We start from the raw sequence: 25,642 nt of genomic DNA, 5'->3' as shown, positions 1-25,642 counted from the left end.
CCTTATATGAAATTTCTCGCCCCCTTTGCCTTGCTGACCTTCGCGAGCTTCATGGCCACGCCGCTGTTGGCCGCCGAAGACGCACAACCCCTCACCGGCTGCGCCGCCAAGCGCCAGGCCATCAGCAGCCAGATCGAACAAGCCAAGGCCCACGGCAACAGCGCGCAACAGGCTGGCCTGGAAAAAGCCCTGGCCGAAGTTACCGCCCACTGCACCGATGCCGGCTTGAAGAAAGAACGTGAAAACAAGGTGCTCGACGCCAAGCACGAAGTCAGCCGCCGTCAGGCCGACCTCGACAAGGCCATGAAAAAAGGCGACCCGGACAAGATCAACAAGCGCAAGGAGAAGCTGGCCGACTCGCGTAAAGAGCTGCAGGACGCAGTGGAAGAACTCGACCAGTAAAACCGATCAATGATCGCGGAACTGTTTATGGCAGGCGCTACAGGCATCTTCAACTTTTTGCACCGCCGGTTGCAGGTTGCTGGCCTTGTAGGGCTGCACCTGGCTGGCGATCACCAATTCACCGGTGGCCGCCTCAAGTTCGCGGGCCAGTTGCTGGAACTGCGCCTGTTTTTGCCACACATCATCTTTGGCACTGGTGTGGTCTTCTTCGCGTACGCTCGGAAAATGTTTCCACGGTTCATGGGACAACGCATCCAGCTTGACCGCACCCTCGGCGAACTTGGCGCCATCAAATGGGATACGTCCGCGCAGCATGCCGCCCAGGTCTTCACCGGTCTTGAGCATCTGCTTGAAGATCGCCTTGCGCTGGCCCAGGGGGGAATTGGGATCAACACCGCCACAGGCAGACAAAGCCAGGCAGGCCAGCAATACAACGGTCAGTTTTTTTAACATCATCATGGCTTCAAGGTCACGGGAAACGGCGGCCAGTATCCTCGCACCGCCCACAAAGACCAATAGCCCTATTAATAATAAGGTTGCCCGGATGCAGTGAAGCGCGGGCAATCGTTTCAGGAATTGCTTGCATGAATACCACCTTCAAACCCTGGGGCCGCCGCCTGGCTTGGGCTCTGCCAATGTTCGCGCTACTGGCCGGCTGCGATGCTGGTAAAGACACCGACAAAGAAGTGGCCCAGGAGCCAACCAAACCTCACGCCGTTGCCACCTATGTGAGCGCACCGTGGGAAGCCCTGCCGAGCGTTTCCGACAGCGACTTGCTCGCCGGGTTTGAATCCTGGCGCAGCGCCTGCCAGCGCCTCAAGGCCGACCCGATCTGGGGCGCGACCTGCGCGACAGCGGCCAGCGTACCGGGCGATGCCGTAGCGGTTCGTAGCTTTCTCAAGGAACACCTGGATGTCTTCGGCCTGCGTTCGGCCAACAACACGCCAAACGGCTTGATCACGGGTTATTACGAGCCGGTCTACCCCGGCAGCCTGACCAAGACCGCCACCGCCCACGTGCCGGTATACGGCGTGCCGGACGACCTGATTGTCGTCAACCTCGACAGCATCTATCCGGAGCTCAAGGGCAAGCGCCTGCGCGGGCGCCTGGAAGGCCGTGTGCTCAAGCCGTATGACGACGCCAGCACCCTCAACAGCCAAGGCTCTACCGCCAAGCCGATCGCCTGGCTGACCGACCCGATGGACCTGCAGTTCCTGCAAATCCAGGGCTCGGGGCGTATTCAACTGGCCGGCGGGCGTCAACTGCGTGTGGGTTACGGCGACCAGAACGGCTACCCGTACCGCCCTATTGGCCGTTGGCTGGTGGAACAAGGCGAACTGAAAAAAGAAGACGTGACCATGGGCGCCATCAGCGCCTGGGCCAAGGCCCACCCGCAGCGCATTCCAGAACTGTTGGCGAGCAACCCCAGCTACGTATTCTTCAGCGCCCGCCCCGACAGCAACGAAGGCCCCCGCGGTTCGCTGAACGTGCCATTGACCGCCGGCTACAGTGTGGCAGTGGATCGCAAGGTGATTCCGCTGGGCAGCCTCTTGTGGTTGTCGACCACCAAACCAGACGGCACGCCACTGGCACGCCCTGTCGCCGCGCAGGATACCGGCGGCGCAATCACCGGAGAAGTGCGCGCAGATCTGTTCTGGGGCACAGGCAATGCCGCAGGCGAGTTGGCGGGGAATATGAAACAGCAAGGGCAGATCTGGATGCTGTGGCCCAAAGGCGCGGCGTTGCCCCAGTTGCCGGATGCGCCTGCCGGAACCTGACAAACGCTGATAATCAATGTGGGAGAGGCGTGCCCTGAACCCAGTCAGTTATCGCAAATCCCCTGTGGGAGCGGGCTTGCCCGCGAAGGCGGTGTGTCAGTCACTGCATCTGTTACTGCGCGACCGCTTTCGCAGGCAAGCCAGCTCCCACATTTAATTGATCGACATCAGGGCTTGCTCCCTCCCCCATAGCGACGGCGTCGTCCCTTACATGGAAACGAAGAAGAAACTCGCGATCAACGCCATACCCACGGCCCACACCAGCGAACGCAAGATCGCCCAGTCCGCCAGGTAGCAAATGATGTACAGCAGGCGGCTGGTGATAAACAGCACTGCCAGCACGTTGATCGTCACCAGTTCGGCGTTGCCGGCCAGGTGCGCAATGATGACTGCAGCGGCAAACGCCGGGGTCACTTCGAAACTGTTGAGTTGCGCGCTATGAGCACGCTTGGCGACGCCTTCCAGGCTATCGAGGAAGGCACGCGGGTCGTGGTTATGCCGTAACCCGAACTTGCCTGTGCTGAACTTGGCCACACCGGTGCAAATGTACGGCAGAAAGATTGCGATCAATACACACCATAAAGCGACTGTCATCACCGATTCCTTTTAGTTTTATCCGACGGTTAGAGTTTCATCACGAACATGCCGTCAAGTACTCACAAGCTAAGAGCCATGACCAGCCGAAAGGTTTTTTCAGCACCATGGCATCAGAGCGTAGCGCAATAAAACACCATCAGACATTCAAAGGGAGGATTCAAGCGGCCCACACCGAAACAGTACGCTCGCACTGGCACGCAAACGCTCTGCGCAGTTGAATGCCTGCAAGGGCCCGATGCCGTCTTTCAAGTCACGCTCTCGGCGGGCGACATAGAACACCGTGTCATTGGGCAGCAGGGCGAAGTCCTTCAGACGTCGAGCCCGGCCAGCAGTGTAGAACTCCCCCGAGTAAGACCTGCGCCCCCAGTAATAGAGATGCCCAGGCTCATTCTGTTGCAGTTGCTGCCAGGCTTGAGCCAGCCCGCGTTGATTGTTCGCACGTTCAAAGGCACGCCCATCCACTGCCGCCGCCCACAACCCAAAGGGCATGAATAGACAGAGCACAAGGCCCACCGCAACTTTTGGCAAACCGAGCGCGACAGGACGATTGAGCGCGCCGGCCAGTAACAAGCTCCAGGCTGGTAGCGCGGGCAAGACGTAGGTCCAGAGAATGTTGCCGGAAAGGGTAAAGAACAACGGCGTTATTAGCGCCCACACGACCACATAGCTGTAATAGGGCCACGCCTGACGCAGCGTGGATAAACGCCAGTACAGAACGGGCAGCAACAGCGTCCAAGGAAACATTGCCATCAACAGATCCAGCCAGATTGCACCGACTGGCCGGGCGTGAGCGCTGCCGTACAAATCACCCGCCCACTCGCTGATCACATAACGCTTCCAGTGCTCACCTATCAGGAAGTAGTCCAGGAATCCCGGCGTGCGCAACTCAGCAATCACATACCACGGCACCGCGATCAACAGCATCAGGGAAATGCCCACAACCCAGGGCAACCGCAGCAAGGCCCGCCAGCGTTTCTGGTAGACCGTCCACATCAGCACCACGCCACCCACCAGCACCCACACCAGCGGTCCTTTGGACAGGAGACCAAGCCCCAAGCCGGCAAATCCGATTAGTGCCCAACGCCGGTCATAACGCGCCATACCACGCCAAAAACCGTAGCTGGCCAGTGTGACTGAGAAGCTCAGCGCCGGGTCGGTCAACACCACCCCCGCCGACAGCAGGCCAAGCGCAGTGCTGGAAAAAATAATCGCGGCTAGCAACCCGGTACGCTCATCCGCTTCTTCGCGGGCAAATCGGATAATGAGCAGGCAACTGCCGACATGAAACAGCCACGCTGGAAAGCGAACCGCAAATTCATTAATGCCTAGCATTTTCATGCTCAGCGCCTGAGTCCAGAAGGACAACGGCGGTTTGCCCCAGAATGGTACGCCAACGTCGAATAGCGGCGTGACCCAATCACCCAGTACGAGCATCTTGCGCGCCATTTCGCCGTAGCGGGCTTCCGACGTGTCCATTAACGGATAAAGCCCCATGCTGGCCAGGCGCATGCCAAGAATGGCAAGCAACACAGTCCAGAGTGTGCGTTGAGTCATGATCATCAGGTGGTTTCTTGTTCGCGGGAGGGAGGGGTGTCAGGTGTCTCGGCCTGCCGGCGTATTTCGCCAAGCTGGTTGTTGAGCAAATAGATGGGCCGTTGCCGCACCTCACTCAAGGTCGCCCCCAGGTATTCACCAATCATCGCCGTGCCCAGCGCAATGAACGCAGCGATGCCCAAGAGAAAGTGGTGGGTCGTGAGGGTTTCGACGCTGAACTGCTGGATGATGAAAGCCAGGGTGGCGATGAACACCAACAGGCTGAGCAGGCTGAACCAGCGCAAGGGCTTGCGAGAAACTGCCAGCACCCCCTCAATACCCAGGTCCACCAGTGCAAAGGGACCCCATTTGGTCTGACCAGCGCTGCGTGGTTCACGGTCGTAAGGCACCTCGATGGTGTCGAACCCCAGCCAACCGATCAGCCCCTTCATAAAACGCGTACGCTCCGGCATAGCGCGCAAAGCAGCCAATGGCGCCGGCCCGATCAAACGGAAATCACTGACGTCTGGCGGAACATAGAAGCGGTCCACCAGACAACCCATGAGTTTGTAATACAGGTGAGCGCTGATGCGTTTACTGGACGCGTCTGATACTCGACTACGTCGCTGCATATTGACAATGTCACGGCCACCGAGCCAATGGTGCACCATCGAGGGAATAAGTTCTGGCGGGTCCTGCAGATCCGCATCAATAAATAAAACCGCATCGCCGCGCGCATAGTCGATCCCGGCAACCATGGCGGCCTCCTTGCCAAAGTTACGGCTCAAGTTCAAACAATGAACGCCGGTCACTTGGCAAAACTGGGTCAGCAACACCAGGCTTTCATCACGACTGCCATCATTCACATATAACAATTCAAATCGAATACTCAATGTCGTCAGTACGGCCATCAATCGACGATGAAAAGCAGGTAATACTTTGGCTTCGTTATAACAGCAGACAATCACACTCAGCAGCGGACGAGGTGCCCGCTCAAGTCTTGATCGGTTCATGACGGAAGGTCCATTGCTGGCTGATTCGGAAGTTGATCAGCGTCAGAGACAGGGTGGTGATCATTTGCATCAGCCACGGATATTGCGGCCAAAAACTCAACAGCACTAGCATCAGCGACAGATTACCGAGGTTGTAAGCCAGTGCAGTGACGGTGAAGCGCAACCATTGCTGGCTGTCGGGCGGGTCGGTGGCTCTCGCAAACGTCCACCGTTTATTGCCTTGGTAGCTCACCAGGGTCCCCAACAAAGCACCGACCAGCGTAGACACCAATATCGGCAATACCAAGGCCAATAATAAGAGTGCTATGTAATGGGTTCCGGTGGCTAACAACCCGACCAATAGATAACAAGGCAGACATGACAGCGAGCGGCCAATAAAAGGTAATTGCGGCATAGAGGTTGGCACGTTAGTTATTCAACGAATGCACCTATTGGGCATTGGCTGCGATACTATCGAGCCGCCAATTAGCCCATGTGAAAAAATCGTCAACCCTGCCAAACATTACTAAGGTGTAATAACACTGCAAGCGCCGCGTTAATGACGCTAGAGTTTCATCACCAACATGCCAATCAACACCACCCCACAGGCTATGAGCCGTGGACGGCCAAAAGGTTCTTTCAAGTAACGCATGCCGAACAGCACCACCAGAATCACACTGACTTCGCGCAGCGCGGCGGCTTCGGCAATCGAGCCCAACTGCATGGCCCAAAGTACCAAAGCGTAGCTCAACAATACGCAAAGCCCCACGCTCAAGCCCAACCGCCACTGGGTACGCCAGAACAGGCTGAAGGCCGCACGCTTGCGCACCAGCGCCAGCAACGGAAACGGCCAGGCGCTGATCAGCGTCAGCCACACCAGATAATCCAGCGGATGCGACCAGCGCCGCAGCGCCTGCCCGTCCAGAAAGGTGTAGCAGCCGATGCACAGACCAATCAACACCACCACCGGTAGCATCGACCAGGGCAACCGGTCACCGCCGCCGCCCTGCCACAGCAGGCACACCATGCCGAACGGAATCAGCAGAATCCCCAGAATCTGCTGGGTATTCAATACTTCGCCGGCAAACACCAGGGTCAGCACCAGCACCACCAGCGGCGACAAACCGCGCATCAACGGATACACCAGGCCCAGGTCACCCACCCGATAGGCCTGGATCAATAAATAGCGATAGAGCAATTCAAACAGCGCAGAGGCCATGATCCACGGCCAGATGTCCAGCGGCGGCAAGGACACGAAGCCCACCGCGAATACCACGAACAGCAGCGCCACACTGTCCATGCAGGCAATGACTAAAAGGCGCTCGCCACTGAACTTGATCAAGGTGTTCCACGTCGCATGCAACAGCGCCGCTACCAGCACCAGGGCTGTCGCTACCACCAGAACCTCCTTAATTGATACGTCATGTAACAGCACCTGTTTATACTAACCACCGATTCGACGCACCCCGTGCGCCTATATTTCCCTGCTCCAAGGACCCCGGATGCTTGAACTTGTCGCCGCCTTCATCTGCCTCACCACCCTACTCACCTATGTGAACTTCCGTTTTATCGGACTGCCGCCGACCATCGGCGTGATGGTCACCGCGCTGATCTTCTCGCTGATCCTGCAAGGCTTGAGCGTGCTCGGCTACCCGGGCCTGGAGGAACGCGTCCAGCAACTGATCGGCCAGATCGACTTCGGCGATTTGCTGATGAACTGGATGCTCTCATTCCTGCTGTTCGCCGGTGCCTTGCACGTCAACTTGAACGACTTGCGCAGCTACCGCTGGCCCATCGGCCTGCTGGCAACCTTTGGCGTATTGATTGCCACCGTGGTGATCGGCAGCCTGGCGTACTACATCTTCGCCCTATTTGGCTGGCACGTGAGTTTCCTTTACTGCCTGCTGTTCGGTGCGCTGATATCCCCTACCGATCCCATTGCGGTGCTCGGCGTGCTACGGACCGCCAATGCCTCCAAACCGCTGAAAACCACCATCGTCGGCGAGTCGCTGTTCAATGACGGCACCGCCGTGGTGGTGTTTACCGTGCTGCTGGGTATCGCGCAGTTGGGTGAGACGCCCACCGTGAGCGCCACGGCCATGCTGTTTGCCCACGAAGCCATTGGCGGCGTGCTGTTTGGCGGGCTGATCGGCTATCTCGTGTACCTGATGATCAAGAGCATCGAACAGCATCAGATCGAAGTCATGCTGACCCTCGCCCTGGTGATCGGCGGCTCGGCCATGGCCTCGGAGCTGCATGTGTCCGCACCGATTGCGATGGTGGTCGCAGGGCTGATCATCGGCAACCTGGGGCGCAAACTGGCGATGAACGACATGACGCGTCGCTACCTGGATGGTTTCTGGGAACTGCTCGATGACATGCTCAATGCCTTGCTGTTTGCGCTGATCGGCATGGAGCTGCTGCTATTGCCCTTCAACTGGCTGCACGTGTTCGCGGCCAGCCTGCTGGCAGTGGCGATCCTGCTCTCGCGCCTGCTGACCGTGGCCCCGGCGATCCTGTTGCTGCGCCGTTGGCGCACGGTACCGCGCGGCACCATCCGTATCCTGACCTGGGGCGGCTTGCGCGGCGGGGTTTCAGTGGCACTGGCGCTGGCCCTGCCACTGGGCCCAGAGCGCGATCTGTTGCTGAGCATCACCTACATCGTGGTGCTGTCGTCGATCCTGTTGCAGGGTTTGAGCATCGGCAAGTTGGTCAAGCGCGTGACCCAAGACGAATCCCAGGCCACACCTGACGCTCACTGATCCTTGTTGATCCGCTGCGGATGTCTCGGGTCCGCAGCGCTCTTGCCCGGCAAGCTACCCTCGCTGCGAATCTGCGCATGGCTGATCAGCGCAAAAATGAAGCTGCCACCGATGATGTTGCCGGCCAGTGTAGGGCCGGCAAACACCAGCCAGAAATCCTTCCACGGCAACTCGCCGGCAAACACCAGGTATGACACTTCCGCCGAACCCACCACGATATGGGTGAAATCCCCCAGGGCCATCAGGTAGGTGATCAGAATGATGATCCACATCTTGGCGCTTTCCATCGACGGGATCATCCACACCATGGTGGCGATCATCCAGCCGGAGACGATGCCCTTGGCGAACATCTGGCCGGCGTCGTTTTCCATGATCTTGCGCCCGATTTCCAGGAAGGCCAGGTCGGTCTTGGTGTCGAAAATCGGCAGGTGCAGCATCACATACGCCACCAACAGTGTGCCGCAGAGGTTACCCACCAGCACCACTGACCACAGCCGCAACAGACGCCCGGCATTCGCCAGGGTTGGCTTGCTCATCACCGGTAGCACGGCGGTCAGGGTGTTTTCGGTAAACAGTTGCTGGCGTGCCAGGATCACCGCGAGGAAGCCCGCGCAGTAGCCGAAGCTGGCAATTACCTTGAAGGCTTCGCCCTCAGGCAGGCGTGAATTGAGCAGCCCCATGGCCATCAGTGACAAGCCCATGGTCAGCCCGGCTGCCAAGGCCGACCACCACAACGCGGCGACACTGCGCTCCAGCTCCTGGTCGCCCTGGGTACGAATGATTTCGTGCAATACCGCTGCGCGGGGCGGCTGGTTCTTGTCGACGTCCTGCTGCTCTTCCTGGGACAGGTTGGGGGTCTTGCCGTCTTCTTGCGTAGCCATGGTGATACCTGAACGGGGGGCGATGTTCAGGTACGACCTATGGTTGATGAAGAGCGTTCACTGGCCCTGCGCGGGATTACTCGCTGAGGCCGTCTTCCTGGAACTGATCCTTGACGTACTTGATCTCTGTACGGCCGTGAGGCGCTGGCAAACCGTCTTCGCCGAGGTTGACGAAGACCATTTTTTCTACCGTCAGGATGCTTTTGCGCGTGATCTTGTTACGCACTTCACAGGTCAGGGTAATAGAGGTACGACCAAACTCGGTGGCCGTGATCCCCAGCTCGATGATGTCGCCCTGGCGCGAGGCGCTGACAAAGTTGATTTCCGAGATGTACTTGGTGACCACGCGCTGGTTGCCGAGTTGGACAATGGCGTAGATGGCCGCTTCTTCGTCGATCCAGCGCAACAGGCTGCCGCCGAACAGTGTGCCGTTGGGGTTGAGGTCTTCGGGTTTTACCCATTTGCGGGTGTGGAAGTTCATGGTCACTCCAAAGCGTCTTGCCAAATGATAGGCAACATCATGGCAGAGCAAGGGCCCAAGCTCTATGAGCCATTAGCTATCAAGCCCATGAGCGATCTTCATGCCGCCGACAGAAAGGCTTGGGAAGTGCCGCTTACACGGCTATAATCGCCTCCGCTTCAAAACGGTCATCTTCGATTGATACCGTTCTCCCGCCACCTGTCCGAGGGGCGCTGCAGCAGGTTCAACCTGTCAGGCTCGGATGGGGCGTTGTCCGGCCTGGTTGCCCTGGCCTGATACTAAACGCACAACGGCGCCCATTCGCACACTACGAATGGAGGCTCTCTATGAGCGCTGTAATGACGCCTGCAGATTTCAACGACTACAAAGTCGCCGACATGTCCCTTGCTGCCTGGGGCCGTCGCGAAACCTTTATCGCCGAATCCGAAATGCCAGCCCTGATGGGCCTGCGTCGCAAGTACGCCGCTGAGCAGCCGCTCAAGGGCGCCAAGATTCTCGGCTGCATCCACATGACCATCCAGACTGCCGTGCTGATCGAAACCCTGGTTGCCCTGGGTGCCGAAGTGCGTTGGTCGTCCTGCAACATCTTCTCGACTCAAGACCAGGCCGCTGCCGCTATCGCTGCTGCCGGTATCCCGGTATTCGCCTGGAAAGGCGAGACCGAAGAAGAGTACGAGTGGTGCCTGGAGCAAACCATCCTCAAAGATGGCGCGCCATGGGATGCCAACATGATCCTCGACGACGGCGGCGACCTCACCGAGCTGCTGCACAAGAAATACCCGCAGATCCTCGACCGCGTCCACGGCGTGACCGAAGAGACCACCACCGGCGTACACCGCCTGCTGGACATGCTGGCCAAGGGCGAGCTGAAAATCCCGGCCATCAACGTCAACGACTCGGTGACCAAGAGCAAGAACGACAACAAGTACGGCTGCCGTCACAGCCTGAACGATGCGATCAAGCGCGGCACCGACCACCTGCTGTCGGGCAAGCAAGCCCTGGTGATCGGCTACGGTGACGTGGGCAAGGGTTCGTCCCAGTCCCTGCGTCAGGAAGGCATGATCGTCAAGGTCTCCGAAGTCGACCCGATCTGCGCCATGCAAGCCTGCATGGACGGTTTCGAAGTGGTTTCGCCGTTCATCAACGGCCAGAACGACGGCACCGAAGCCAGCATCGACAAAGCCCTGCTGGGCAAGATCGACCTGATCGTCACCACCACCGGTAACGTGAATGTGTGCGATGCGAACATGCTCAAGGCCCTGAAGAAGCGCGCCGTTGTCTGCAACATCGGTCACTTCGACAACGAGATCGACACCGCTTTCATGCGCAAGAACTGGGCATGGGAAGAAGTGAAGCCGCAGGTACACAAGGTTCACCGTACCGGCGCTGGTGATTTCGACCCACAGAACGATGACTACCTGATCCTGCTGGCCGAAGGCCGCCTGGTGAACCTGGGCAACGCCACTGGTCACCCAAGCCGCATCATGGATGGCTCGTTCGCCAACCAGGTGCTGGCGCAGATCTTCCTGTTCGAACAAAAGTACGCCGACCTGTCGCCAGCCCAGAAAGCCGAGCGCCTGACCGTGGAAGTACTGCCCAAGAAACTCGACGAAGAAGTGGCCCTGGAAATGGTCCGCGGCTTCGGCGGCGTGGTGACTCAACTGACCAAGACCCAGGCCGACTACATCGGCGTGACGGTTGAAGGCCCGTTCAAGCCGCACGCTTACCGCTACTGATCGGCCTTGCTGGCGCCGGCTCTTCTGTGGGAGCCGGGCTTGCCCGCGATAGCAGACGCCTCGGTGTTCCAGTAACACCGAGTGGATGCTATCGCAGGCAAGCCAGCTCCCACAGAAAGCCAGGCACCCGCATCGATTGCGTATGCCTTCCAGGCTTTCGAGTTTCCAAGGGTATTACCATGTCCCAAGACCGTCGCTACAGCTTCGAGTTCTTCCCGACCAAGACCGATGCTGGGCATGAAAAACTGATGGCAACTGCCAAGCAGTTGGCCAGCTTCAGCCCTGACTTCTTCTCCTGCACCTACGGCGCTGGCGGTTCGACCCGTGATCGCACGATCAACACCGTGTTGCAGCTTGAAAGTGAAGTCAAAGTTCCCGCCGCTCCGCATTTGTCCTGCGTGGGCGACAGCAAGGCCGACCTGCGTAGCCTGCTGACCCAATACAAAGCCGCCGGCATCAAGCGCATCGTTGCCCTGCGTGGCGACCTGCCATCAGGCATGGGCATGGCCAGCGGTGAGCTGCGCTACGCCAACGATCTGGTGAGCTTCATCCGCGAAGAAAGTGGCGATCACTTCCATGTCGAAGTAGCCGCTTACCCGGAGATGCACCCCCAGGCGCGCAATTTCGAAGACGATTTGCAGAACTTCGTGCGCAAGGCCAATGCCGGCGCCGACAGTGCGATCACCCAGTATTTCTTCAACGCCGACAGCTACTTCTACTTCGTCGAGCGTGTACGGGCGATGGGCGTGAACATCCCGATCGTGCCGGGCATCATGCCGATTACCAATTACAGCAAGCTGGCGCGCTTCTCCGACGCCTGCGGCGCCGAGATCCCGCGCTGGGTGCGCAAGCAACTGGAAGCCTATGGCGATGACGTCAAAAGCATCCAGGCGTTCGGCGAGCAGGTCATCACCGAGATGTGTGAGCAATTGTTGCAAGGTGGTGCACCAGGGTTGCATTTCTATACCCTGAACCAAGCTGAACCCAGCCTTGCCATCTGGAACAACCTCAAGCTGCCACGTTAACGCTTGACCGGTTGTACCAAGGCCCTCGTTCTGACGAGGGCCTTTGTCGTTTTACGTTACCCACGGAACCCCGCAGTCCATGAATACAGTGCCCTCGACGTCCCGCCCGCAACTGGTCTACCTGGTCTTCGGCGCCGACACCTACCATCAGGAAGCCGTATTCAGCATCGCCAGCGCACTGGCATTCCTGCAGGACACGCCGGACGCGAACATCGACATTCAGGTATTCAGCGACAACCCCGAGCCCTATCGCTTGCTGCCAGTGCGCGTCCGCCCGCTGGATGAGGCCACCCGCAAACGCTGGAGCGAGCCCCACGGCTATCACTTTCGTACCAAACACGTGGTGCTGCGCCAGGTGCTGCAAGAATCCCCGGTGGCACTGCTGATCGACACCGACACCTTCTTCCATCATTCGCCCATGGCCCTGTTCGAACGCGTACAGCCCGGCACCCTGCTGTGCAACGCTTTCTACACCAAGTACGGCGACAATCACGAAAGCATCCTTTACACCGCCCTGCGCCAGCGCCTGCTGGACATGGGCGTGGCCGACGATGACATGATGACCCTCAACTCCGGCGTCATGGGCCTGACCCAACAGGATGCGCACATCCTCGACCACTCCATCGAGTTGATGGATGAACTGTTCCCCCACGCCCAGGGCGCCTACACCCTGGAAGAGTTCTGCCTGTCCATCGCCGCCTACCGTACCGTCAAGGTGCGCGAGTGCCCGGACCTGATCCATCATTACTGGAGCCGCAAACAGCTGTTCCGGGCCAAGGTCAAGGCGTGGATCGCCAAGCACGCCAGCGCACCCACCAGCGCACAAGCCCTGGCCGATACGCGGCAGGTCTCCTCGCACCTGCCGCGCCCGCCGCGTTTGCAGCGTTTGATGTACAAGCTGATCACCCTGCTGCTGCCCAAGCATCAGCAACAGTTCATCCGCGAGATTCTCTACGGCTGCTACGAACACGAAAACGAGTTCGACCAGGCGTGCGGCCCGGTCTGGTGGGACAAGGCCCGACAAAACCAGGAAGAACGCCAGAAGCGCCCGATTGATGCCCACCAGTTGGAACACTGGTTCGCCAACCCCGTGGTGCGTTTGATTCTGGGTGAGCGCCGGACCGCGATCCACGAACACCTGCTGAACGCTCCTGCGAAGTAGGACCGCCCGCCAATGCGCGTGCCAGAGCTTCTCTTTCTTCGGGGAGCGTCGTAACCTCAGGGTATGCCCGTCCTCTTCAAGCTGTTGACCGCTGTGCTGTTTTCTTGCCTGAGCCTGACCGCTCATGGCGAGAAACTGCGCATTGTCACCGAACCCTGGGCGCCCTATGTCTACGAAGACAACGGCACCATGGCCGGCCTGGATTATGAAACCACAGTGATCGTGTTCCAGCGCCTGGGGGTGGACGTGCAATGGCAGTTCCTTCCTTGGAAGCGCTGCCTGGCGATGCTCGAGCAGGGCCACGCCGACGGCGCACTGGATATCTTTCATAGCCAGGAGCGCGACGCGTTGCTGCTCTATCCCAGCGAGCCGTTGTCGGAAGTCGAATTTGTCTTGTTCTATGCCAACGAACGCCCTCACCCCGCCGCCACGCTCGACGACCTGCGTGGCCTGACCGTTGGCGTTTCGCCTGGCTACCTTTATGGCGACGCGTTCAGTAAGTCCAACGCCTTCCAGCGCGAACCCGCACCCAGCCATGAAGCCAACTTTGGCAAACTCATGCTGGGTCGCGTCGATATGGTGGTGACTGACCGGCGCGTGGGGCACCACGTGCTCAAGGCGCTGGGCCTGGAAGGTAAAGTCAGCCAGGCGTCGGTGGTGGTCAGCCGCCAGCAGCAATTTCTTGCGGTACGCCGTGGCGCAGGCATGGACCTGCTGGTGCAACGCTTTGCCGCCGAGCTCAAGCGCTTCAAGCAAGAGCCCGCCTATGCCACATTGAGCGCCAAATATGGGCGGATGCACGAGCAAACAGCCCCCATACCAGCCCCCGAACACGCCGTTGAGCAGCAGGAAAGCAGCGCGCAGTGATTGCTCTGTTATACTGCGGCCTTTCCGCCAGGCTTACGCCCGGCCGCTCGGGTCTTGAAAACGGCACCCAACCCAGCTACTGCGCAGCTTTGCAGCCCGCGCGAGCCGGTGGAGTGCCCGCCAGACGCAGCAGGACCGGACGGGGTTGCGCTCCCCTAAGCGCCATTCACGCCCGGCAAGATTATCCCTTTGGGCCAAGCCCTAACTAAAACAGGATTACTCATGTCCTTTGCTTCCCTCGGTCTCTCCGAGGCTTTAGTCCGCGCCATCGAGGCAGCGGGCTATACCGAGCCTACTCCGGTGCAACAGCGGGCCATTCCCGCCGTGTTGCAAGGTCGCGACCTGATGGTCGCGGCTCAGACAGGTACTGGTAAAACCGGCGGTTTCGCCCTCCCGATCCTGGAGCGGTTGTTTCCCAACGGTCACCCGGACAAATCCCAACGTCACGGCCCGCGCCAACCGCGTGTACTGGTCCTGACCCCAACCCGCGAACTCGCCGCTCAGGTGCACGACAGCTTCAAGCTGTATGCCCGCGACTTGAAGTTCGTCAGCGCCTGCATCTTCGGCGGCGTCGGCATGAACCCTCAGGTTCAGGCCATGTCCCGTGGCGTCGATGTACTGGTGGCCTGCCCGGGTCGTTTGCTCGACCTGTGCGGCCAAGGCAGCGTCGATTTGTCCCACGTGGAAATCCTCGTGCTGGACGAAGCCGACCGCATGCTCGACATGGGCTTTGTCCATGACGTGAAAAAGGTCCTCGCCCGCCTGCCGGCCAAACGTCAGAACCTGCTGTTCTCGGCAACGTTCTCCAACGACATCACCGCCCTGGCCGGCAAGCTGCTGCACAACCCCGAGCGCATCGAAGTCACGCCGCCCAACACCACGGTCGAGCGTATCGAGCAACGCGTGTTCCGCCTGGCCGCCAGCCACAAGCGCTCGCTGCTGGCGCACCTGATCACCCAGGGTGCCTGGGAACAGGTGCTGGTATTCACCCGCACCAAGCACGGCGCCAACCGCCTGGCCGAGTACCTGGACAAGCACGGCCTCACCGCCGTCGCCATTCACGGCAACAAGAGCCAGAACGCGCGCACCAAAGCCCTGGCCGACTTCAAGGCCGGCAGCGTGCGTATCCTGGTGGCCACCGATATCGCCGCACGCGGCCTGGATATCGACCAGTTGCCACACGTGGTCAACTTCGAGCTGCCAAACGTCGATGAAGACTATGTGCACCGTATCGGCCGTACGGGCCGTGCCGGTCGCTCGGGCGAGGCCATTTCGCTGGTCGCGCCGGACGAAGAAAAACTGCTGAAAAGCATCGAGCGCATGACCAAGCAGAAAATCGCCGATGGCGACCTGATGGGCTTCGATGCCAGCGCCGTGGAGGCCGAGAAGCCAGAAGCGCGCGAGCGTCCGGATGTGCGCAACCCTCGCAACCCACGTGGTCCGAAGGGCGATGGCCCGAACGGCGGCGGTGGTGGTGGCGGTCGTCGCGACAAAGGCAAGGACAAGGGCAAGGAAAAATCCGCGACCAGCAGCCGTGGCGAACGCCCGGCCCGTGAGCAGAAGCCCCGTGAAGGCACTCCGGCCCGCGAACAGCGCCAGCCGAGCCAGCCACCACGCGCCGCGGCCGACCGCGCCCCGGACGAGTTCCTTGACGACGATATCGATAACTTCGGTAACCGCGTCGACTACGTGCCCCAGGCCAAACCGGCCCAGGGCCGTGGCCGTCGTCCAGGGGCTCCGGCTCAGGGCGCAGGCGCTCCACGTAGCGGCCAGCCACAGGGCGGTCGCCAGAACGCCCCGCGCAACAGCAGCGGCGGTACCACCGGTACCCCACCTGCCAAGCGCAGCGGCCCGCGTAATGGCGCACCGCGTGACGGCCAGGCCCGTCGCGAAGATTCACGCAGCAACAACCGCCGCCCGGCCCGTGACGATCAGCCTCGCTCGTCCGAGCCTGCAGTACAAAACCCACGGGGTGGCCCGGCGCCGAAGATCATCCACAAGGAGTCGAAAGCGGATCGCTTCCCGACACCTGAGCAGTTGGATCAACTGCCAGGCCGTCCTCGTGGTGAGAAACCAGCGCTGCTGACTCGCAACCGCGAAGCATAAAAAAAACCCGTATCGCGAGATACGGGTTTTTTTTGCCTGTAGGAGCGAGCTAGCTCGCACCTACATACAAAGCATTACTTCGCTTTCACACCTTCAAAGGTGATGTACAGCTGAACAGCGTCGGACTGTGGGCCTACGTCCATGCCAGCCGGGAAGAATTCTTTGCGGCTGATCGAGGTGGTGCCTTCAAAGCCGGCACGGTAGCCGCCCCATGGATCCTTGCCTTCGCCCAGGAACGTGGCCTTGACCACGACAGGCTTGGTCACGCCGTGGAAGGTCAGGTCGCCAGTTACGTCCGCAGTCTGCTTACCATCAGCGTTCTTGCCGGTTGGCTTGACGCTGGTGGAGACGAACTTGGCATCAGGGAATTTGCCCGAATCCAGGAAGTCTTTGCTGGTGACGTGCTTGTCGCGCTCGGCGTGGTTGGAGAACACGCTGGCGGTGCGAACATTCACTTCCACCTTGGCGTCTTCAGGCTTGGCAGCGTCAAAGCTGAACTTACCGTCCAGGTCCTTGAAGGTACCGGTGATGAAACTGTAGCCCAGGTGACTGATCTTGAAATCGACGAAGGCGTGCTGGCCTTCCTTGTCGATCACGTAGTCAGCGGCCATCGCCGAACCTGCGGACAGCAGGGCAGAACCGATTGCCAGCGCAGCGAGTGTTTTTTTCAACATGCTTTCTATTCCTTGTGAGTCGAGGTTGAACATCAGGCTTTGCGTCCCAGCATTCGCGTAAGGGTCGCATCACGATCGATAAAATGGTGTTTCAGTGCTGCCACACCGTGCAAGCCGGCGAAAACCACCAGCACCCAGGCCAGGTACAGATGCACCCAACCGGCGGTATCTGCCTGGTCCGGTAGACCGGAAACCACGGCAGGAATTTCAAACAGGCCAAACACCGGGATACCGACACCGTCTGCGGTGGAAATCAGGTAACCGGCAATCATCACGGCAAAAAGCCCGAGATAAAGAAAAGCGTGCCCAAATGCAGCACCCAGGCGCGTCATGCGGCTATAGCTGGCCAGCGGTGGTGGCGGCGGGCTGACCAGGCGCCAGACGATCCGCACCAGCATGATGGCGAACAGCGTGATGCCAATGCTCTTGTGCAAGTCGGGCGCATCTTTGCGCCAGGCGCTGTAGTAATCGAGACCGACCATCCACAAGCCCAGGGCAAATAAACCGAACACCACCAGGGCTACGCCCCAGTGCAGAACCATGCTGACCCAACCATAGCGGGCCGGCGAATTACGTAGCTGCATGTACTTAATCCCGTAAGAACTGTGCCCAAGACTAGCGCTTTACCTATCGAATTAAAGCGGAAAATTTTGCTTTGAAATATCGAGAAATACGATAAAGAGGCTAGGCATCATAAATTAACGAGGGATTAAGACTATCCCTGGGAAACGTGACAGACCGTCCTGCATTTACCGCGAATTTCCCCACAATGGCTTGTGACCCAAGCCACCATTGCATAGGCTTGCGCGATTGTTTCGCCTGCGCCCGCCGCAGGACCGCTTCGAGGAGATCACCGATGGGCTTGAACAACCAGTGGATGCAACGCGACCTCGCGGTGCTGTGGCATCCCTGCACCCAGATGAAAGACCACCAGCAATTGCCCCTGGTGCCCATCAAGCGCGGTGAAGGCGTATGGCTGGAAGACTTCGAAGGCAAGCGCTACCTCGATGCCGTCAGTTCCTGGTGGGTCAACGTATTCGGCCACGCCAACCCACGTATCAACCAGCGCATCAAGGATCAGGTCGATCAGCTGGAGCACGTGATCCTCGCTGGTTTCAGCCATCAACCGGTGATCGAGCTGTCCGAGCGCCTGGTCGCGATGACACCCGAAGGGCTGACCCGCTGCTTCTATGCCGATAACGGTTCGTCCTGCATCGAAGTGGCGCTGAAGATGAGCTTCCACTACTGGCTCAACCGCGGCCAGCCGAACAAAAAGCGCTTCGTCACCCTCACCAACAGCTACCACGGCGAAACCATCGCCGCGATGTCGGTGGGCGACGTGCCGCTGTTTACCGAGACCTACAAGGCGTTGCTGCTCGACACTATCAAGGTGCCGAGCCCGGACTGCTACCTGCGCCCCGAAGGCATGAGCTGGGAAGAACACTCGCGCAACATGTTCATGGCGATGGAACAGGCCCTGGCCGAGCATCACGACACCGTCGCTGCCGTGATCGTCGAGCCGCTGATCCAGGGTGCCGGTGGCATGCGCATGTACCACCCCGTGTACCTCAAGCTGCTGCGCGAAGCCTGCGACCGCTATGGCGTGCACTTGATCCACGACGAGATCGCCGTGGGCTTTGGCCGCACCGGCAGCATGTTCGCCTGTGAACAGGCCGGCATCCGCCCGGACTTCCTGTGCCTGTCCAAGGCGCTCACCGGCGGTTACCTGCCGCTGGCCGCCGTGGTCACCACCGAAGAGGTCTACAGCGCCTTCTACGACGACTACCCGACCCTGCGTGCCTTCCTGCACTCCCACAGCTACACCGGCAACCCGCTGGCCTGTGCGGCGGCGTTGGCGACGCTGGATATCTTTGAAGAAGACAACGTCATCGAAAACAACAAGGCCCTGGCCCAGCGCATGGCGACGGCCACCGCGCACTTGGTCGACCATCCTCACGTGTCGGAAGTGCGCCAGACCGGCATGGTGCTGGCGATCGAGATGGTGCAGGACAAAGCCACCAAGGCCGCCTACCCATGGCAGGAACGCCGTGGCCTGAAGGTCTTCGAGCACGCGCTGGAGCGTGGGGCGCTGTTGCGGCCACTGGGCAGCGTGGTGTATTTCCTGCCGCCCTATGTGATTACACCCGAGCAGATCGACTTCCTGGCTGAGGTCGCCAGCGAGGGGATCGATATCGCCACCAACAGCAAGGTCAGTGTGGCGGTGCCCAAAGATTTTCACCCAGGCTTCCGAGACCCAGGCTGACCGCTCCATCGCCACAAAAAACAGCCCTATCGATGTTGAATTTTCCAGAGAACAGACATGAGACTGTCCCGCTTTTTCACCGACACCCCGCTGAGTCTCGGTGACCACGAACTGCCCGAAGCCCAGGCGCATTACATCAGCCGTGTGTTGCGCATGGGTGAAGGCGATGCCGTGCAATTGTTCGACGGCTCCGGCCAGGAGTTTGGTGGCACCTTGCTGGAAGTCGGTAAAAAACGCGTCACCGTGCAACTCACGGATAGCTTTGCCGGCCAGGCCGAATCGCCCCTGCATATTCACCTCGGCCAGGGCCTGTCCCGGGGGGAGCGCATGGATTGGGCGATCCAGAAGGCCACTGAACTGGGGGTCAACGCCATCACACCGATCTTCAGCGACCGCTGCGAAGTGCGCCTCAAGGACGAACGCGCCGACAAGCGCTTGCTGCACTGGCGCCAGGTGGCAATCAGTGCGTGCGAGCAATGTGGGCGTTCGACGGTGCCGGTGATTCACCCCCCGCTCTTGCTGGCAGACTGGCTCAAGCAAACCGAGGCGGATTTGAAGCTGGTGCTGCACCCGGTGGCAGAACCGATGATCAGCCACGCCAAGCCATCGAGCCTGGCGTTCTTGATCGGCCCCGAGGGTGGGCTCACCGACAATGAAGTCGAGACCGCCCAGGGCGCCGGCTACCACGCCGCTCGCCTCGGCCCGCGGGTGTTGCGTACCGAGACCGCGCCCGTCGTCGCACTATCCGTCGCCCAACAACTCTGGGGCGACTTCTAGCCTCACCTTGTAAACCCAGGAGCTGGCTTGCCTTCACACACCGTTTTATCGGGTTACCCCAGGCTTACTCCACTGGCTCACTCACCGGCTTGGCGATGATCGCTTTCAACTCGCTGGTCATCGGGAACTCCAGGTTCAAGCCCTTGGGCGGAATCGGCTGCTCGAACCAGCGCTGGTAAATCCCGTTGATCTCTCCCGAGCGGTACAGATCGCCCAGGGTTTCGTTGACCACAGCCAGAAACTGCGGGTCATCCTTGCGCACCATGCAGCTGTAGATCTCCCGCGACTGCTCCTCGCCGACGACCACCCAGTGATGCGGGTCCTTGGCCTTGGCGCGCTCGCCGTAGAGCAACGCGTCGTCCATATAGAACGCTACCGCCCGGCCAGTCTCGAGCATCTTGAACGCTTCGCCATGGTCCTTGGCGCTGATCACGAACATATTGGCTTTGTGTTCAGCGTTATAACTTTTGAGAAAGCGCTCATTGGTGGTGCCGGCAGTGGTCACCACATTCTTGCCCGCAAGGTCGGCAAAGCCTTTGATCCCGCTGTCCTTGGCCGTGAGCAACTGGCCCTTTACGTAGATAAACCCGTAGGAGAATGCCACCTGCTTCTGGCGCTCAGCCGTCACGCCGGTGGAGCCGCACTCCAGGTCGACAGTGCCGTTCTGCACCAGCGGGATGCGGGTTTGGGACGTCACCAGGTTGTACTTCACCTTGAGGTCGCCCACTGCGGTTTTCTGCTGAATACGCTCGACAATCTTGTTTGCCAGGTCCACCGAGTAGCCCATCGGTTTACCACTGTTATCCCCCACGTAGGAAAACGGCACCGACGCATCACGGTAGCCCAGGGTGATGGACTTGGCGCTGGCGATCTTGCTCAAAGTGCCCTCCAGCGGCGCTTCGGTTGCATGGGCCTGTGCGCTTAACAAAAGCCCCAGCGCGCAGCCGGTCAACAGGATTGTTTTCATTGTTATTCTCCGTGGGTATTTGAGGTTATTTACGGACTGCGATCACGCTGATTTCCACCAGCACACTCGGCCGCGCCAGCTCTGCCTGCAAGGTAGTGCGCGTGGGCGCCATGCCTGGCGAGAGCCATGCGGACCAGACTTCATTCATCGGCGTAAAACCGGCAGCGATGTCCTTCAGGTAAATCGTCGCGTTGAGTAAGTGGTCCTTATCGCTGCCCGCCTCGGCCAACAGCGTGTCGATTCTGGCAAGCACTTCCCGGGTCTGGGTAGCCACATCCAGGCCGTCGCCCGGCACCTGGCCCGACAGGAACACCAGTTCCTTGAACGTCACGGCACCGCTGAGTCGTTCGTTGCTGTTGATTCGGGTAATGGTCACGGCTGCATCCTCAAGCGGCGCGGGGCGTCAGGCCCTGCATATCAATGGAAGGGGTGCGCTGGTCGATCAATTCGGCCAGCAGTTGGCCGCTGCCGCAGGCCAGGGTAAAGCCAAGCGCGCCGTGGCCCAGGTTCAGCCACAGGTTGCGATAGCTACTGGCACCAATCAGCGGCACGCCCGTTGGCGTGGCCGGGCGCATGCCAGCCCATTCGAGCGCGTGCGCGTAGTCAGCTGCATGGGGAAATGTCTCTACTGCCTGGCGCTTTATCAACGCCAGGCGCGAAGGTTCGAGGCCGGCATCGAATCCCACAATATCCACCATGGCCGCGACCCGCAGTTGCTCGCCAAGGCGCGCGTAGACGATCTTGCGGTCGTAGTCGGTGATGCTCACATTCGGCGCCTTGTGTTGCGGGCCAATCGGCACGCTCAGGCTGTAGCCCTTGAGCGGATATAAGGGCAGTGACAGCCCCGGCAGTGCCAACTCAGCGCTGCGATAACCGGCCGCCAGGACCAACTGTTCGACCGGCATCACCTCGTCACCCAGTTCGATGGCCTGCACCGCACCGCCAGCATGGCGCAGCCCGGTGACCTTGCGCCCGAGCAAGAACCTGCAACGCCCCGACGCCTCAAGCCGGGCCGCCAATTGCCGGCAAAAAGCGTGGCAATCCCCCACTTCCTCGTTCGGCGTGTAGATGCCGCCGACAAAGCCACCGGCCGCCAGTGCGGGCTCCAGGCGAGCGCACTCAACAGACGACAACACTTGTTGCTGCAGGAAATTTGTGACCTTGGCGCGGGCATGTTCAAAGGTGCTGGCGCTGCGAAACATCACCAGCTTGCCGTTGCGTCTCCAGTCGAAGTCGCCCAGGCGATCATCCTCGCGCCACTGCTGTAACGTGCTCTGGCTCAGGGTAGCCAGGCGCAGAAGATGGGCACCGTTACGCGTGTTGACCGAACCCCGGCAAGCGCCGATAAAGGCCGCCATCCAGCGCCATTGCTGTGGGTCGAGGCGGGGTCGCAACTTCAAGGGCGAGTCGCCCCGCAGCAACCACCCGATTGCCTGCAAGGGCACGCCCGCGTCAGCCAGTGGCGCAACATAGCGATAGGACAGTTGCCCACCGTTGGCGAAACTGGTTTCGCTGCCCAGGGAGTCACGGGCGTCTATCACCGTGACCTCGTGGCCGGCCCGCACCAGTGCGTAAGCACTGGCCAGGCCGATGACCCCACCACCGATGATGCAAACCTGCCTCGCCATCCCTGCCCCCGACCGTTGATTAACTGAAGGCCAAGCGTAGGCGCAGGTGACAGGCCACCGACAATGAATAAAGATGGGTCACCTATAAACAAAGGTTATGGACCTGCCATGCGCTTGCGTCATATCGAAATCTTCCAGGCCATTCGCCAGACTGGCTCGATCAGTGCCGCCGCGCAGTTGCTGCACGTCTCGCAACCGGCGGTGACCAAAGTGTTGCAGCACGCCGAAATGCAGCTGGGCTTTGCGCTATTTCTGCGCGTACGCGGCAAATTGCAACCCACCCCGGAAGCCCTGGCGCTGGAACGCGAAGTCGAGAAAGTCAGCGCAAGCCTGCAAGGCGTGCGGCGCCTGGCGAAAAGTTTGCGCCGCGAACCGGGACAAAGCATCCGCATCGGCGCAATCCCGGCGCTGGCGCTGGCGCTGCTACCGCCGGCGGTCCTGGAATGGAAGCGCGATTACCCGGACATTGCCTGTGAACTGTCCAGTGACCATAGCCACGAGCTGGTGCAAAAGCTGCTGATGCGCGAGATCGACCTGGCGCTGACGCTCAACTTTTCCGGGCATCCGGGGCTTACCACTCAAGTACTGGCCAACGGCGTGCTGGTGGCATTGGCGTCCAAAGGCTATTGGCCCGATGCCGAACGGCATCAGCCCCTGCCGTTGGCCGAACTGGCCGGTGCGCCCTTGATCGGCCTCTCCAGCGCTGACCCGCTGGCCGCCAAGCTGGAGAGTTATCTGGAAAGCGTCGACCCGCCACCACGCGTGACGATCTCGGTGCAGACCTACTCACTGGCCCGCGCGATGGTCGAATCCGGCGCGGGCCTGACCGTGATCGATCCGTTCACGGCGTTGGGTGCCTCAACCGCCACCACCCATATCCGAACGCTCACCCCGCCGCTGCCGATCACCCTCTACGCGCTGACCCGTGCCAACGAACCTCCACCGCATATGCTGGCCAAGTTGCTAGAGATTTTTGGTAGCCGCGCCCAGGCGTTACTGGAACGCCTTTAAGTGTGGGAGCCGGGCTTGCCCCCTCCCACAATCAGAGCACGTAATGCATGATCGCCACGAAATGCAGCAGGCTGCCGCCAATCACAAACAAATGCCAGATGCCGTGGGAATGGCGCAAGCGATCCTCCAGGGCAAAAAAGATAATGCCTACGGTGTACAGCACCCCACCGGACGCCAACCAGATAAACCCTGCCGTGCCCAATGCCGCCATCAGCGGCTTGACCGCTACCAGCACGATCCAGCCCATTACCGCGTAGATCACGATGGACAAAATCCGCGCCTCCGAACGCGGCTTGATCTCCTGCAGGATGCCGATCACCGCCAGCCCCCACACAATCCCGAACAACGTCCAGCCCCACGGCCCGCGCAGGGTCACCAGGCAGAATGGCGTATAACTGCCGGCTATCAACAGGTAAATGGAAAAGTGATCGACCTTCTGCATGATCGCTTTTCGCCGCCCCCGCACGCTGTGGTAAACCGTCGACGCGCTGTACAGCACCATCAGGGTAAAGCCATAAATCGCCACGCTGACGATCTTCCAGGGGCTGCCGTCAAGGCTCGCCACTACCAACATCCACACGGCGCCAATACAGGCCGCGACTGCACCGAGCAAATGGCTCCAGGCGTTGAATCGTTCCCCGTGGTACATCTGCCATTGACCTCCCGTAACCCTCAAGAACAGGCGGACAAGCGTCCAGCCTTGCGCATCAGAGTGCAAGCGGCACGTGACGTTCCGGCGACGACAGTCGCGTTTACGGGCACAATCGAGTGCAATCGAACAAGAGCCCAAGGCCATGCTGATCGACGAAGAATTCACCCTCAAGAAGCTGGAGATCTTCCTGGCGTTCATGCGCACCGGCAACCTGGCCCGCGCCGCCGCCGAGTTGCAAACCAGCAATGTCAGCGTGCACCGCGCCATTCACTCCCTGGAAAGTGCCCTGCGCTGCCCGCTGTTCAAACACGAAGGGCGCAACCTCACCCCGCTGGAAAGCGCCTACGTGCTCGAAGAGCGTGCGCAGAAACTGGTGGCTGATGTGGTCGACAGCGTGCGCCTGACCCGCGAAGCCGCCGGGTTCTCGGCCGAACGTTTCAAGCTCGGCTCGCTGTATTCGCTGACGGTCAAGACCGTGCCGCAATTGATCATGGGCCTGAAAATCCGGCGCAGCGAACTGAATATCGACCTGATCCTGGGCTCCAACTTCGACCTGCTCTATAAGCTCAAGAACATGGAAGTGGACGCGATCCTCATCTCCCTCGACGAACACGCCCACGACCCCGACTGCGAGCAGATCGCGCTGTTCAGCGATGACATCTTCCTCGCCACCCCGGCCGATTCGCCCCTGGACCGCGATCAGGAAATCGACCTGGCCGACGTGCGCGATGCCACCTTCATCACCCTCACCCAGGGCTTCGCCACGCATCAGGACGGCAACCGGGTGTTCCATCAGGCCGGGTTCGAGCCGAAGGTGGCGATGCAGGTGAACGATATCTTCACCTTGCTGAGCATGGTCAGTTCAGGGGTGGGTTATGCGCTGCTACCAGGACGTATCGCAGCGGTGTATGAGAACCGCGTGAAGCTGATACCGCTGCAGCCCAGGTATCGCTTGCAACAGCAGATCGGTGTGGTGTTCCTGAAAGCCAAGGAGCGCGATCCGAACTTGCTGGCGTTGTTGGCGGAGTGTCGGATGTATGCCAATCGCCAGGCTTGAGGCCGCCATCGCAGGCAAGCCAGCTCCCACAAGGGACCGAGATCGCCTGTAGAGCTGGCTTGCCTGCGATGAGCATAGGTATCTACATAACTCTGTTAGCTCAACGGTAACCACGATGCGAAGCGAGCCGCTCTTGATCTTGATCTGCTTTTGATCTTAGGCGACCCGTTAAACCACGCTGGCCGGAATTCGACAGGGATTTGGGGGGTAAACCGGCAGGGATGCCGGTTTAGCCGCCCCGCGCCATGGATGGCGCGTGGCGGCGGCCCCCCAAATCACTGGCGGATTACG

The 25,642-nt window shown here is 60.1% G+C and carries 26 protein-coding genes and 1 riboswitch; of the genes, 12 read left to right on the top strand and 14 right to left on the bottom strand.

Features of this window, described 5'->3' with window-relative positions; genetic code table 11:
- Positions 1 to 6: 6 nt before the first annotated feature.
- On the top strand, positions 7 to 402 hold the full coding sequence (locus GIV35_RS01700) for a DUF1090 domain-containing protein (RefSeq protein WP_034129072.1): 396 nt from the start codon (positions 7 to 9) through the stop codon (positions 400 to 402).
- Between the two features lie 6 nt (positions 403 to 408).
- Here the strand turns inward: GIV35_RS01700 and GIV35_RS01695 are convergent, their stop codons facing one another.
- Positions 409 to 858, bottom strand: a complete 450-nt coding sequence (locus GIV35_RS01695) for a c-type cytochrome (protein ID WP_105228815.1) — start codon at positions 856 to 858, stop codon at positions 409 to 411.
- 128 nt (positions 859 to 986) lie between these two features.
- On the opposite strand from GIV35_RS01695, the gene mltA reads away from it, so the two are divergent.
- Positions 987 to 2,180, top strand: a complete 1,194-nt coding sequence (gene mltA, locus GIV35_RS01690) for a murein transglycosylase A (protein WP_213153540.1) — start codon at positions 987 to 989, stop codon at positions 2,178 to 2,180.
- A gap of 207 nt (positions 2,181 to 2,387) precedes the next feature.
- Here mltA and GIV35_RS01685 read toward each other — a convergent pair whose 3' ends face one another.
- The 5 genes from GIV35_RS01685 to GIV35_RS01665 all read right to left on the bottom strand — a co-directional run bounded on the left by GIV35_RS01685 (position 2,388) and on the right by GIV35_RS01665 (position 6,701).
- Entirely contained in the window at positions 2,388 to 2,774 is a 387-nt protein-coding gene (locus GIV35_RS01685) for an MAPEG family protein (protein ID WP_202692573.1), read from the bottom strand.
- Between the two features lie 147 nt (positions 2,775 to 2,921).
- Positions 2,922 to 4,337, bottom strand: a complete 1,416-nt coding sequence (locus GIV35_RS01680) for an ArnT family glycosyltransferase (RefSeq protein WP_236264086.1) — start codon at positions 4,335 to 4,337, stop codon at positions 2,922 to 2,924.
- On the bottom strand, positions 4,337 to 5,323 hold the full coding sequence (locus GIV35_RS01675; protein ID WP_236264087.1) for a glycosyltransferase family 2 protein: 987 nt from the start codon (positions 5,321 to 5,323) through the stop codon (positions 4,337 to 4,339). The genes GIV35_RS01680 and GIV35_RS01675 overlap by 1 nt, the downstream gene beginning before the upstream one ends.
- Entirely contained in the window at positions 5,304 to 5,717 is a 414-nt protein-coding gene (locus GIV35_RS01670; RefSeq protein WP_236264088.1) for a GtrA family protein, read from the bottom strand. Before GIV35_RS01670 ends, GIV35_RS01675 begins: the two co-directional genes overlap by 20 nt.
- 150 nt (positions 5,718 to 5,867) lie before the next feature.
- Positions 5,868 to 6,701 (bottom strand): EamA family transporter, encoded by an 834-nt coding sequence (locus GIV35_RS01665; protein ID WP_200647923.1) that lies wholly within the window; start codon positions 6,699 to 6,701, stop codon positions 5,868 to 5,870.
- A gap of 103 nt (positions 6,702 to 6,804) precedes the next feature.
- Between GIV35_RS01665 and GIV35_RS01660 the strand changes: the two genes are divergently transcribed.
- Positions 6,805 to 8,064: a cation:proton antiporter gene (locus GIV35_RS01660; RefSeq protein ID WP_198714444.1), complete on the top strand. Its 1,260-nt coding sequence runs from the start codon at positions 6,805 to 6,807 to the stop codon at positions 8,062 to 8,064.
- Here GIV35_RS01660 and GIV35_RS01655 read toward each other — a convergent pair.
- On the bottom strand, positions 8,058 to 8,945 hold the full coding sequence (locus GIV35_RS01655) for a formate/nitrite transporter family protein (RefSeq protein WP_198714445.1): 888 nt from the start codon (positions 8,943 to 8,945) through the stop codon (positions 8,058 to 8,060). The two genes, GIV35_RS01660 and GIV35_RS01655, sit on opposite strands and share 7 nt — an antisense overlap.
- Before the next feature lie 76 nt (positions 8,946 to 9,021).
- Positions 9,022 to 9,426: an acyl-CoA thioesterase gene (locus tag GIV35_RS01650; protein ID WP_034128915.1), complete on the bottom strand. Its 405-nt coding sequence runs from the start codon at positions 9,424 to 9,426 to the stop codon at positions 9,022 to 9,024.
- Positions 9,427 to 9,624: 198 nt separating this feature from the next.
- Positions 9,625 to 9,731: riboswitch (S-adenosyl-L-homocysteine riboswitch) on the top strand.
- A 21-nt stretch (positions 9,732 to 9,752) separates the two neighbouring features.
- Between GIV35_RS01650 and ahcY the strand changes: the two genes are divergently transcribed.
- From ahcY to GIV35_RS01625, 5 genes are all read left to right on the top strand, one after another.
- On the top strand, positions 9,753 to 11,162 hold the full coding sequence (gene ahcY / locus GIV35_RS01645) for an adenosylhomocysteinase (RefSeq protein WP_034128916.1): 1,410 nt from the start codon (positions 9,753 to 9,755) through the stop codon (positions 11,160 to 11,162).
- Between the two features lie 179 nt (positions 11,163 to 11,341).
- Positions 11,342 to 12,187 (top strand): methylenetetrahydrofolate reductase [NAD(P)H], encoded by an 846-nt coding sequence (gene metF / locus GIV35_RS01640; protein WP_034129073.1) that lies wholly within the window; start codon positions 11,342 to 11,344, stop codon positions 12,185 to 12,187.
- A 79-nt stretch (positions 12,188 to 12,266) separates the two neighbouring features.
- Positions 12,267 to 13,349 (top strand): hypothetical protein, encoded by a 1,083-nt coding sequence (locus GIV35_RS01635; RefSeq protein ID WP_213153538.1) that lies wholly within the window; start codon positions 12,267 to 12,269, stop codon positions 13,347 to 13,349.
- 63 nt (positions 13,350 to 13,412) lie between these two features.
- The gene (locus tag GIV35_RS01630) at positions 13,413 to 14,216 is read left to right on the top strand and encodes a substrate-binding periplasmic protein (protein WP_200647925.1); all 804 of its coding nucleotides are present in this window, start codon (positions 13,413 to 13,415) and stop codon (positions 14,214 to 14,216) included.
- 222 nt (positions 14,217 to 14,438) lie between these two features.
- Positions 14,439 to 16,322 carry a DEAD/DEAH box helicase gene (locus GIV35_RS01625; RefSeq protein WP_054897559.1) on the top strand — a complete coding sequence of 628 codons (1,884 nt, stop codon included), beginning with the start codon at positions 14,439 to 14,441 and terminating at the stop codon, positions 16,320 to 16,322.
- 74 nt (positions 16,323 to 16,396) lie between these two features.
- Here GIV35_RS01625 and GIV35_RS01620 read toward each other — a convergent pair whose 3' ends face one another.
- Positions 16,397 to 16,996: a YceI family protein gene (locus GIV35_RS01620; RefSeq protein WP_105228825.1), complete on the bottom strand. Its 600-nt coding sequence runs from the start codon at positions 16,994 to 16,996 to the stop codon at positions 16,397 to 16,399.
- A 32-nt stretch (positions 16,997 to 17,028) separates the two neighbouring features.
- A complete protein-coding gene (locus tag GIV35_RS01615) occupies positions 17,029 to 17,580 on the bottom strand; it encodes a cytochrome b (RefSeq protein WP_105228826.1) in 552 nt (183 codons plus the stop codon).
- A gap of 272 nt (positions 17,581 to 17,852) precedes the next feature.
- On the opposite strand from GIV35_RS01615, the gene GIV35_RS01610 reads away from it, so the two are divergent.
- Both GIV35_RS01610 and GIV35_RS01605 read left to right on the top strand, forming a co-directional pair.
- Positions 17,853 to 19,259, top strand: a complete 1,407-nt coding sequence (locus tag GIV35_RS01610; RefSeq protein WP_198714448.1) for an adenosylmethionine--8-amino-7-oxononanoate transaminase — start codon at positions 17,853 to 17,855, stop codon at positions 19,257 to 19,259.
- A 57-nt stretch (positions 19,260 to 19,316) separates the two neighbouring features.
- Positions 19,317 to 20,036, top strand: a complete 720-nt coding sequence (locus tag GIV35_RS01605) for a 16S rRNA (uracil(1498)-N(3))-methyltransferase (RefSeq protein ID WP_236265690.1) — start codon at positions 19,317 to 19,319, stop codon at positions 20,034 to 20,036.
- Positions 20,037 to 20,100: 64 nt separating this feature from the next.
- Here the strand turns inward: GIV35_RS01605 and GIV35_RS01600 are convergent, their stop codons facing one another.
- From GIV35_RS01600 to GIV35_RS01590, 3 genes are read right to left on the bottom strand one after another with little or no spacing between them, the layout of a single operon-like run.
- The gene (locus GIV35_RS01600) at positions 20,101 to 21,003 is read right to left on the bottom strand and encodes a transporter substrate-binding domain-containing protein (RefSeq protein ID WP_236265689.1); all 903 of its coding nucleotides are present in this window, start codon (positions 21,001 to 21,003) and stop codon (positions 20,101 to 20,103) included.
- A gap of 25 nt (positions 21,004 to 21,028) precedes the next feature.
- A complete protein-coding gene (locus tag GIV35_RS01595) occupies positions 21,029 to 21,379 on the bottom strand; it encodes a RidA family protein (RefSeq protein ID WP_034128923.1) in 351 nt (116 codons plus the stop codon).
- 10 nt (positions 21,380 to 21,389) lie between these two features.
- On the bottom strand, positions 21,390 to 22,631 hold the full coding sequence (locus GIV35_RS01590; RefSeq protein WP_236265687.1) for a D-amino acid dehydrogenase: 1,242 nt from the start codon (positions 22,629 to 22,631) through the stop codon (positions 21,390 to 21,392).
- A gap of 108 nt (positions 22,632 to 22,739) precedes the next feature.
- Here GIV35_RS01590 and GIV35_RS01585 point away from each other — a divergent pair, with 108 nt between their 5' ends.
- Positions 22,740 to 23,642: a LysR family transcriptional regulator gene (locus tag GIV35_RS01585; protein WP_223024648.1), complete on the top strand. Its 903-nt coding sequence runs from the start codon at positions 22,740 to 22,742 to the stop codon at positions 23,640 to 23,642.
- A gap of 31 nt (positions 23,643 to 23,673) precedes the next feature.
- Here the strand turns inward: GIV35_RS01585 and trhA are convergent, their stop codons facing one another.
- Positions 23,674 to 24,291 carry a PAQR family membrane homeostasis protein TrhA gene (trhA, locus tag GIV35_RS01580; RefSeq protein ID WP_003195019.1) on the bottom strand — a complete coding sequence of 206 codons (618 nt, stop codon included), beginning with the start codon at positions 24,289 to 24,291 and terminating at the stop codon, positions 23,674 to 23,676.
- A gap of 145 nt (positions 24,292 to 24,436) precedes the next feature.
- Here trhA and GIV35_RS01575 point away from each other — a divergent pair, with 145 nt between their 5' ends.
- Entirely contained in the window at positions 24,437 to 25,351 is a 915-nt protein-coding gene (locus GIV35_RS01575; protein ID WP_105228837.1) for a LysR family transcriptional regulator, read from the top strand.
- Positions 25,352 to 25,642: the final 291 nt, after the last annotated feature.

The sequence above is a fragment of the Pseudomonas sp. PA-1-6B genome (assembly GCF_021609545.1).
In the GTDB taxonomy this organism is placed as follows: domain Bacteria; phylum Pseudomonadota; class Gammaproteobacteria; order Pseudomonadales; family Pseudomonadaceae; genus Aquipseudomonas; species Aquipseudomonas fluorescens_BV.
This window is presented reverse-complemented; position numbering and strand designations above follow the sequence as displayed.

Excerpts from the sequence above, each read along its gene's own strand:
- GIV35_RS01700 (WP_034129072.1), top strand. The coding sequence starts at position 7 with ATGAAATTTCTCGCCCCCTTTGCCTTGCTGACCTTCGCGAGCTTCATG.
- GIV35_RS01695 (WP_105228815.1), bottom strand. The coding sequence starts at position 858 with ATGATGTTAAAAAAACTGACCGTTGTATTGCTGGCCTGCCTGGCTTTG.
- mltA (WP_213153540.1), top strand. The coding sequence starts at position 987 with ATGAATACCACCTTCAAACCCTGGGGCCGCCGCCTGGCTTGGGCTCTG.
- GIV35_RS01685 (WP_202692573.1), bottom strand. The coding sequence starts at position 2,774 with ATGACAGTCGCTTTATGGTGTGTATTGATCGCAATCTTTCTGCCGTAC.
- GIV35_RS01680 (WP_236264086.1), bottom strand. The coding sequence starts at position 4,337 with ATGATCATGACTCAACGCACACTCTGGACTGTGTTGCTTGCCATTCTT.
- GIV35_RS01675 (WP_236264087.1), bottom strand. The coding sequence starts at position 5,323 with ATGAACCGATCAAGACTTGAGCGGGCACCTCGTCCGCTGCTGAGTGTG.
- GIV35_RS01670 (WP_236264088.1), bottom strand. The coding sequence starts at position 5,717 with ATGCCGCAATTACCTTTTATTGGCCGCTCGCTGTCATGTCTGCCTTGT.
- GIV35_RS01660 (WP_198714444.1), top strand. The coding sequence starts at position 6,805 with ATGCTTGAACTTGTCGCCGCCTTCATCTGCCTCACCACCCTACTCACC.
- GIV35_RS01655 (WP_198714445.1), bottom strand. The coding sequence starts at position 8,945 with ATGGCTACGCAAGAAGACGGCAAGACCCCCAACCTGTCCCAGGAAGAG.
- GIV35_RS01650 (WP_034128915.1), bottom strand. The coding sequence starts at position 9,426 with ATGAACTTCCACACCCGCAAATGGGTAAAACCCGAAGACCTCAACCCC.
- ahcY (WP_034128916.1), top strand. The coding sequence starts at position 9,753 with ATGAGCGCTGTAATGACGCCTGCAGATTTCAACGACTACAAAGTCGCC.
- metF (WP_034129073.1), top strand. The coding sequence starts at position 11,342 with ATGTCCCAAGACCGTCGCTACAGCTTCGAGTTCTTCCCGACCAAGACC.
- GIV35_RS01635 (WP_213153538.1), top strand. The coding sequence starts at position 12,267 with ATGAATACAGTGCCCTCGACGTCCCGCCCGCAACTGGTCTACCTGGTC.
- GIV35_RS01630 (WP_200647925.1), top strand. The coding sequence starts at position 13,413 with ATGCCCGTCCTCTTCAAGCTGTTGACCGCTGTGCTGTTTTCTTGCCTG.
- GIV35_RS01625 (WP_054897559.1), top strand. The coding sequence starts at position 14,439 with ATGTCCTTTGCTTCCCTCGGTCTCTCCGAGGCTTTAGTCCGCGCCATC.
- GIV35_RS01620 (WP_105228825.1), bottom strand. The coding sequence starts at position 16,996 with ATGTTGAAAAAAACACTCGCTGCGCTGGCAATCGGTTCTGCCCTGCTG.
- GIV35_RS01615 (WP_105228826.1), bottom strand. The coding sequence starts at position 17,580 with ATGCAGCTACGTAATTCGCCGGCCCGCTATGGTTGGGTCAGCATGGTT.
- GIV35_RS01610 (WP_198714448.1), top strand. The coding sequence starts at position 17,853 with ATGGGCTTGAACAACCAGTGGATGCAACGCGACCTCGCGGTGCTGTGG.
- GIV35_RS01605 (WP_236265690.1), top strand. The coding sequence starts at position 19,317 with ATGAGACTGTCCCGCTTTTTCACCGACACCCCGCTGAGTCTCGGTGAC.
- GIV35_RS01600 (WP_236265689.1), bottom strand. The coding sequence starts at position 21,003 with ATGAAAACAATCCTGTTGACCGGCTGCGCGCTGGGGCTTTTGTTAAGC.
- GIV35_RS01590 (WP_236265687.1), bottom strand. The coding sequence starts at position 22,631 with ATGGCGAGGCAGGTTTGCATCATCGGTGGTGGGGTCATCGGCCTGGCC.
- GIV35_RS01585 (WP_223024648.1), top strand. The coding sequence starts at position 22,740 with ATGCGCTTGCGTCATATCGAAATCTTCCAGGCCATTCGCCAGACTGGC.
- trhA (WP_003195019.1), bottom strand. The coding sequence starts at position 24,291 with ATGTACCACGGGGAACGATTCAACGCCTGGAGCCATTTGCTCGGTGCA.
- GIV35_RS01575 (WP_105228837.1), top strand. The coding sequence starts at position 24,437 with ATGCTGATCGACGAAGAATTCACCCTCAAGAAGCTGGAGATCTTCCTG.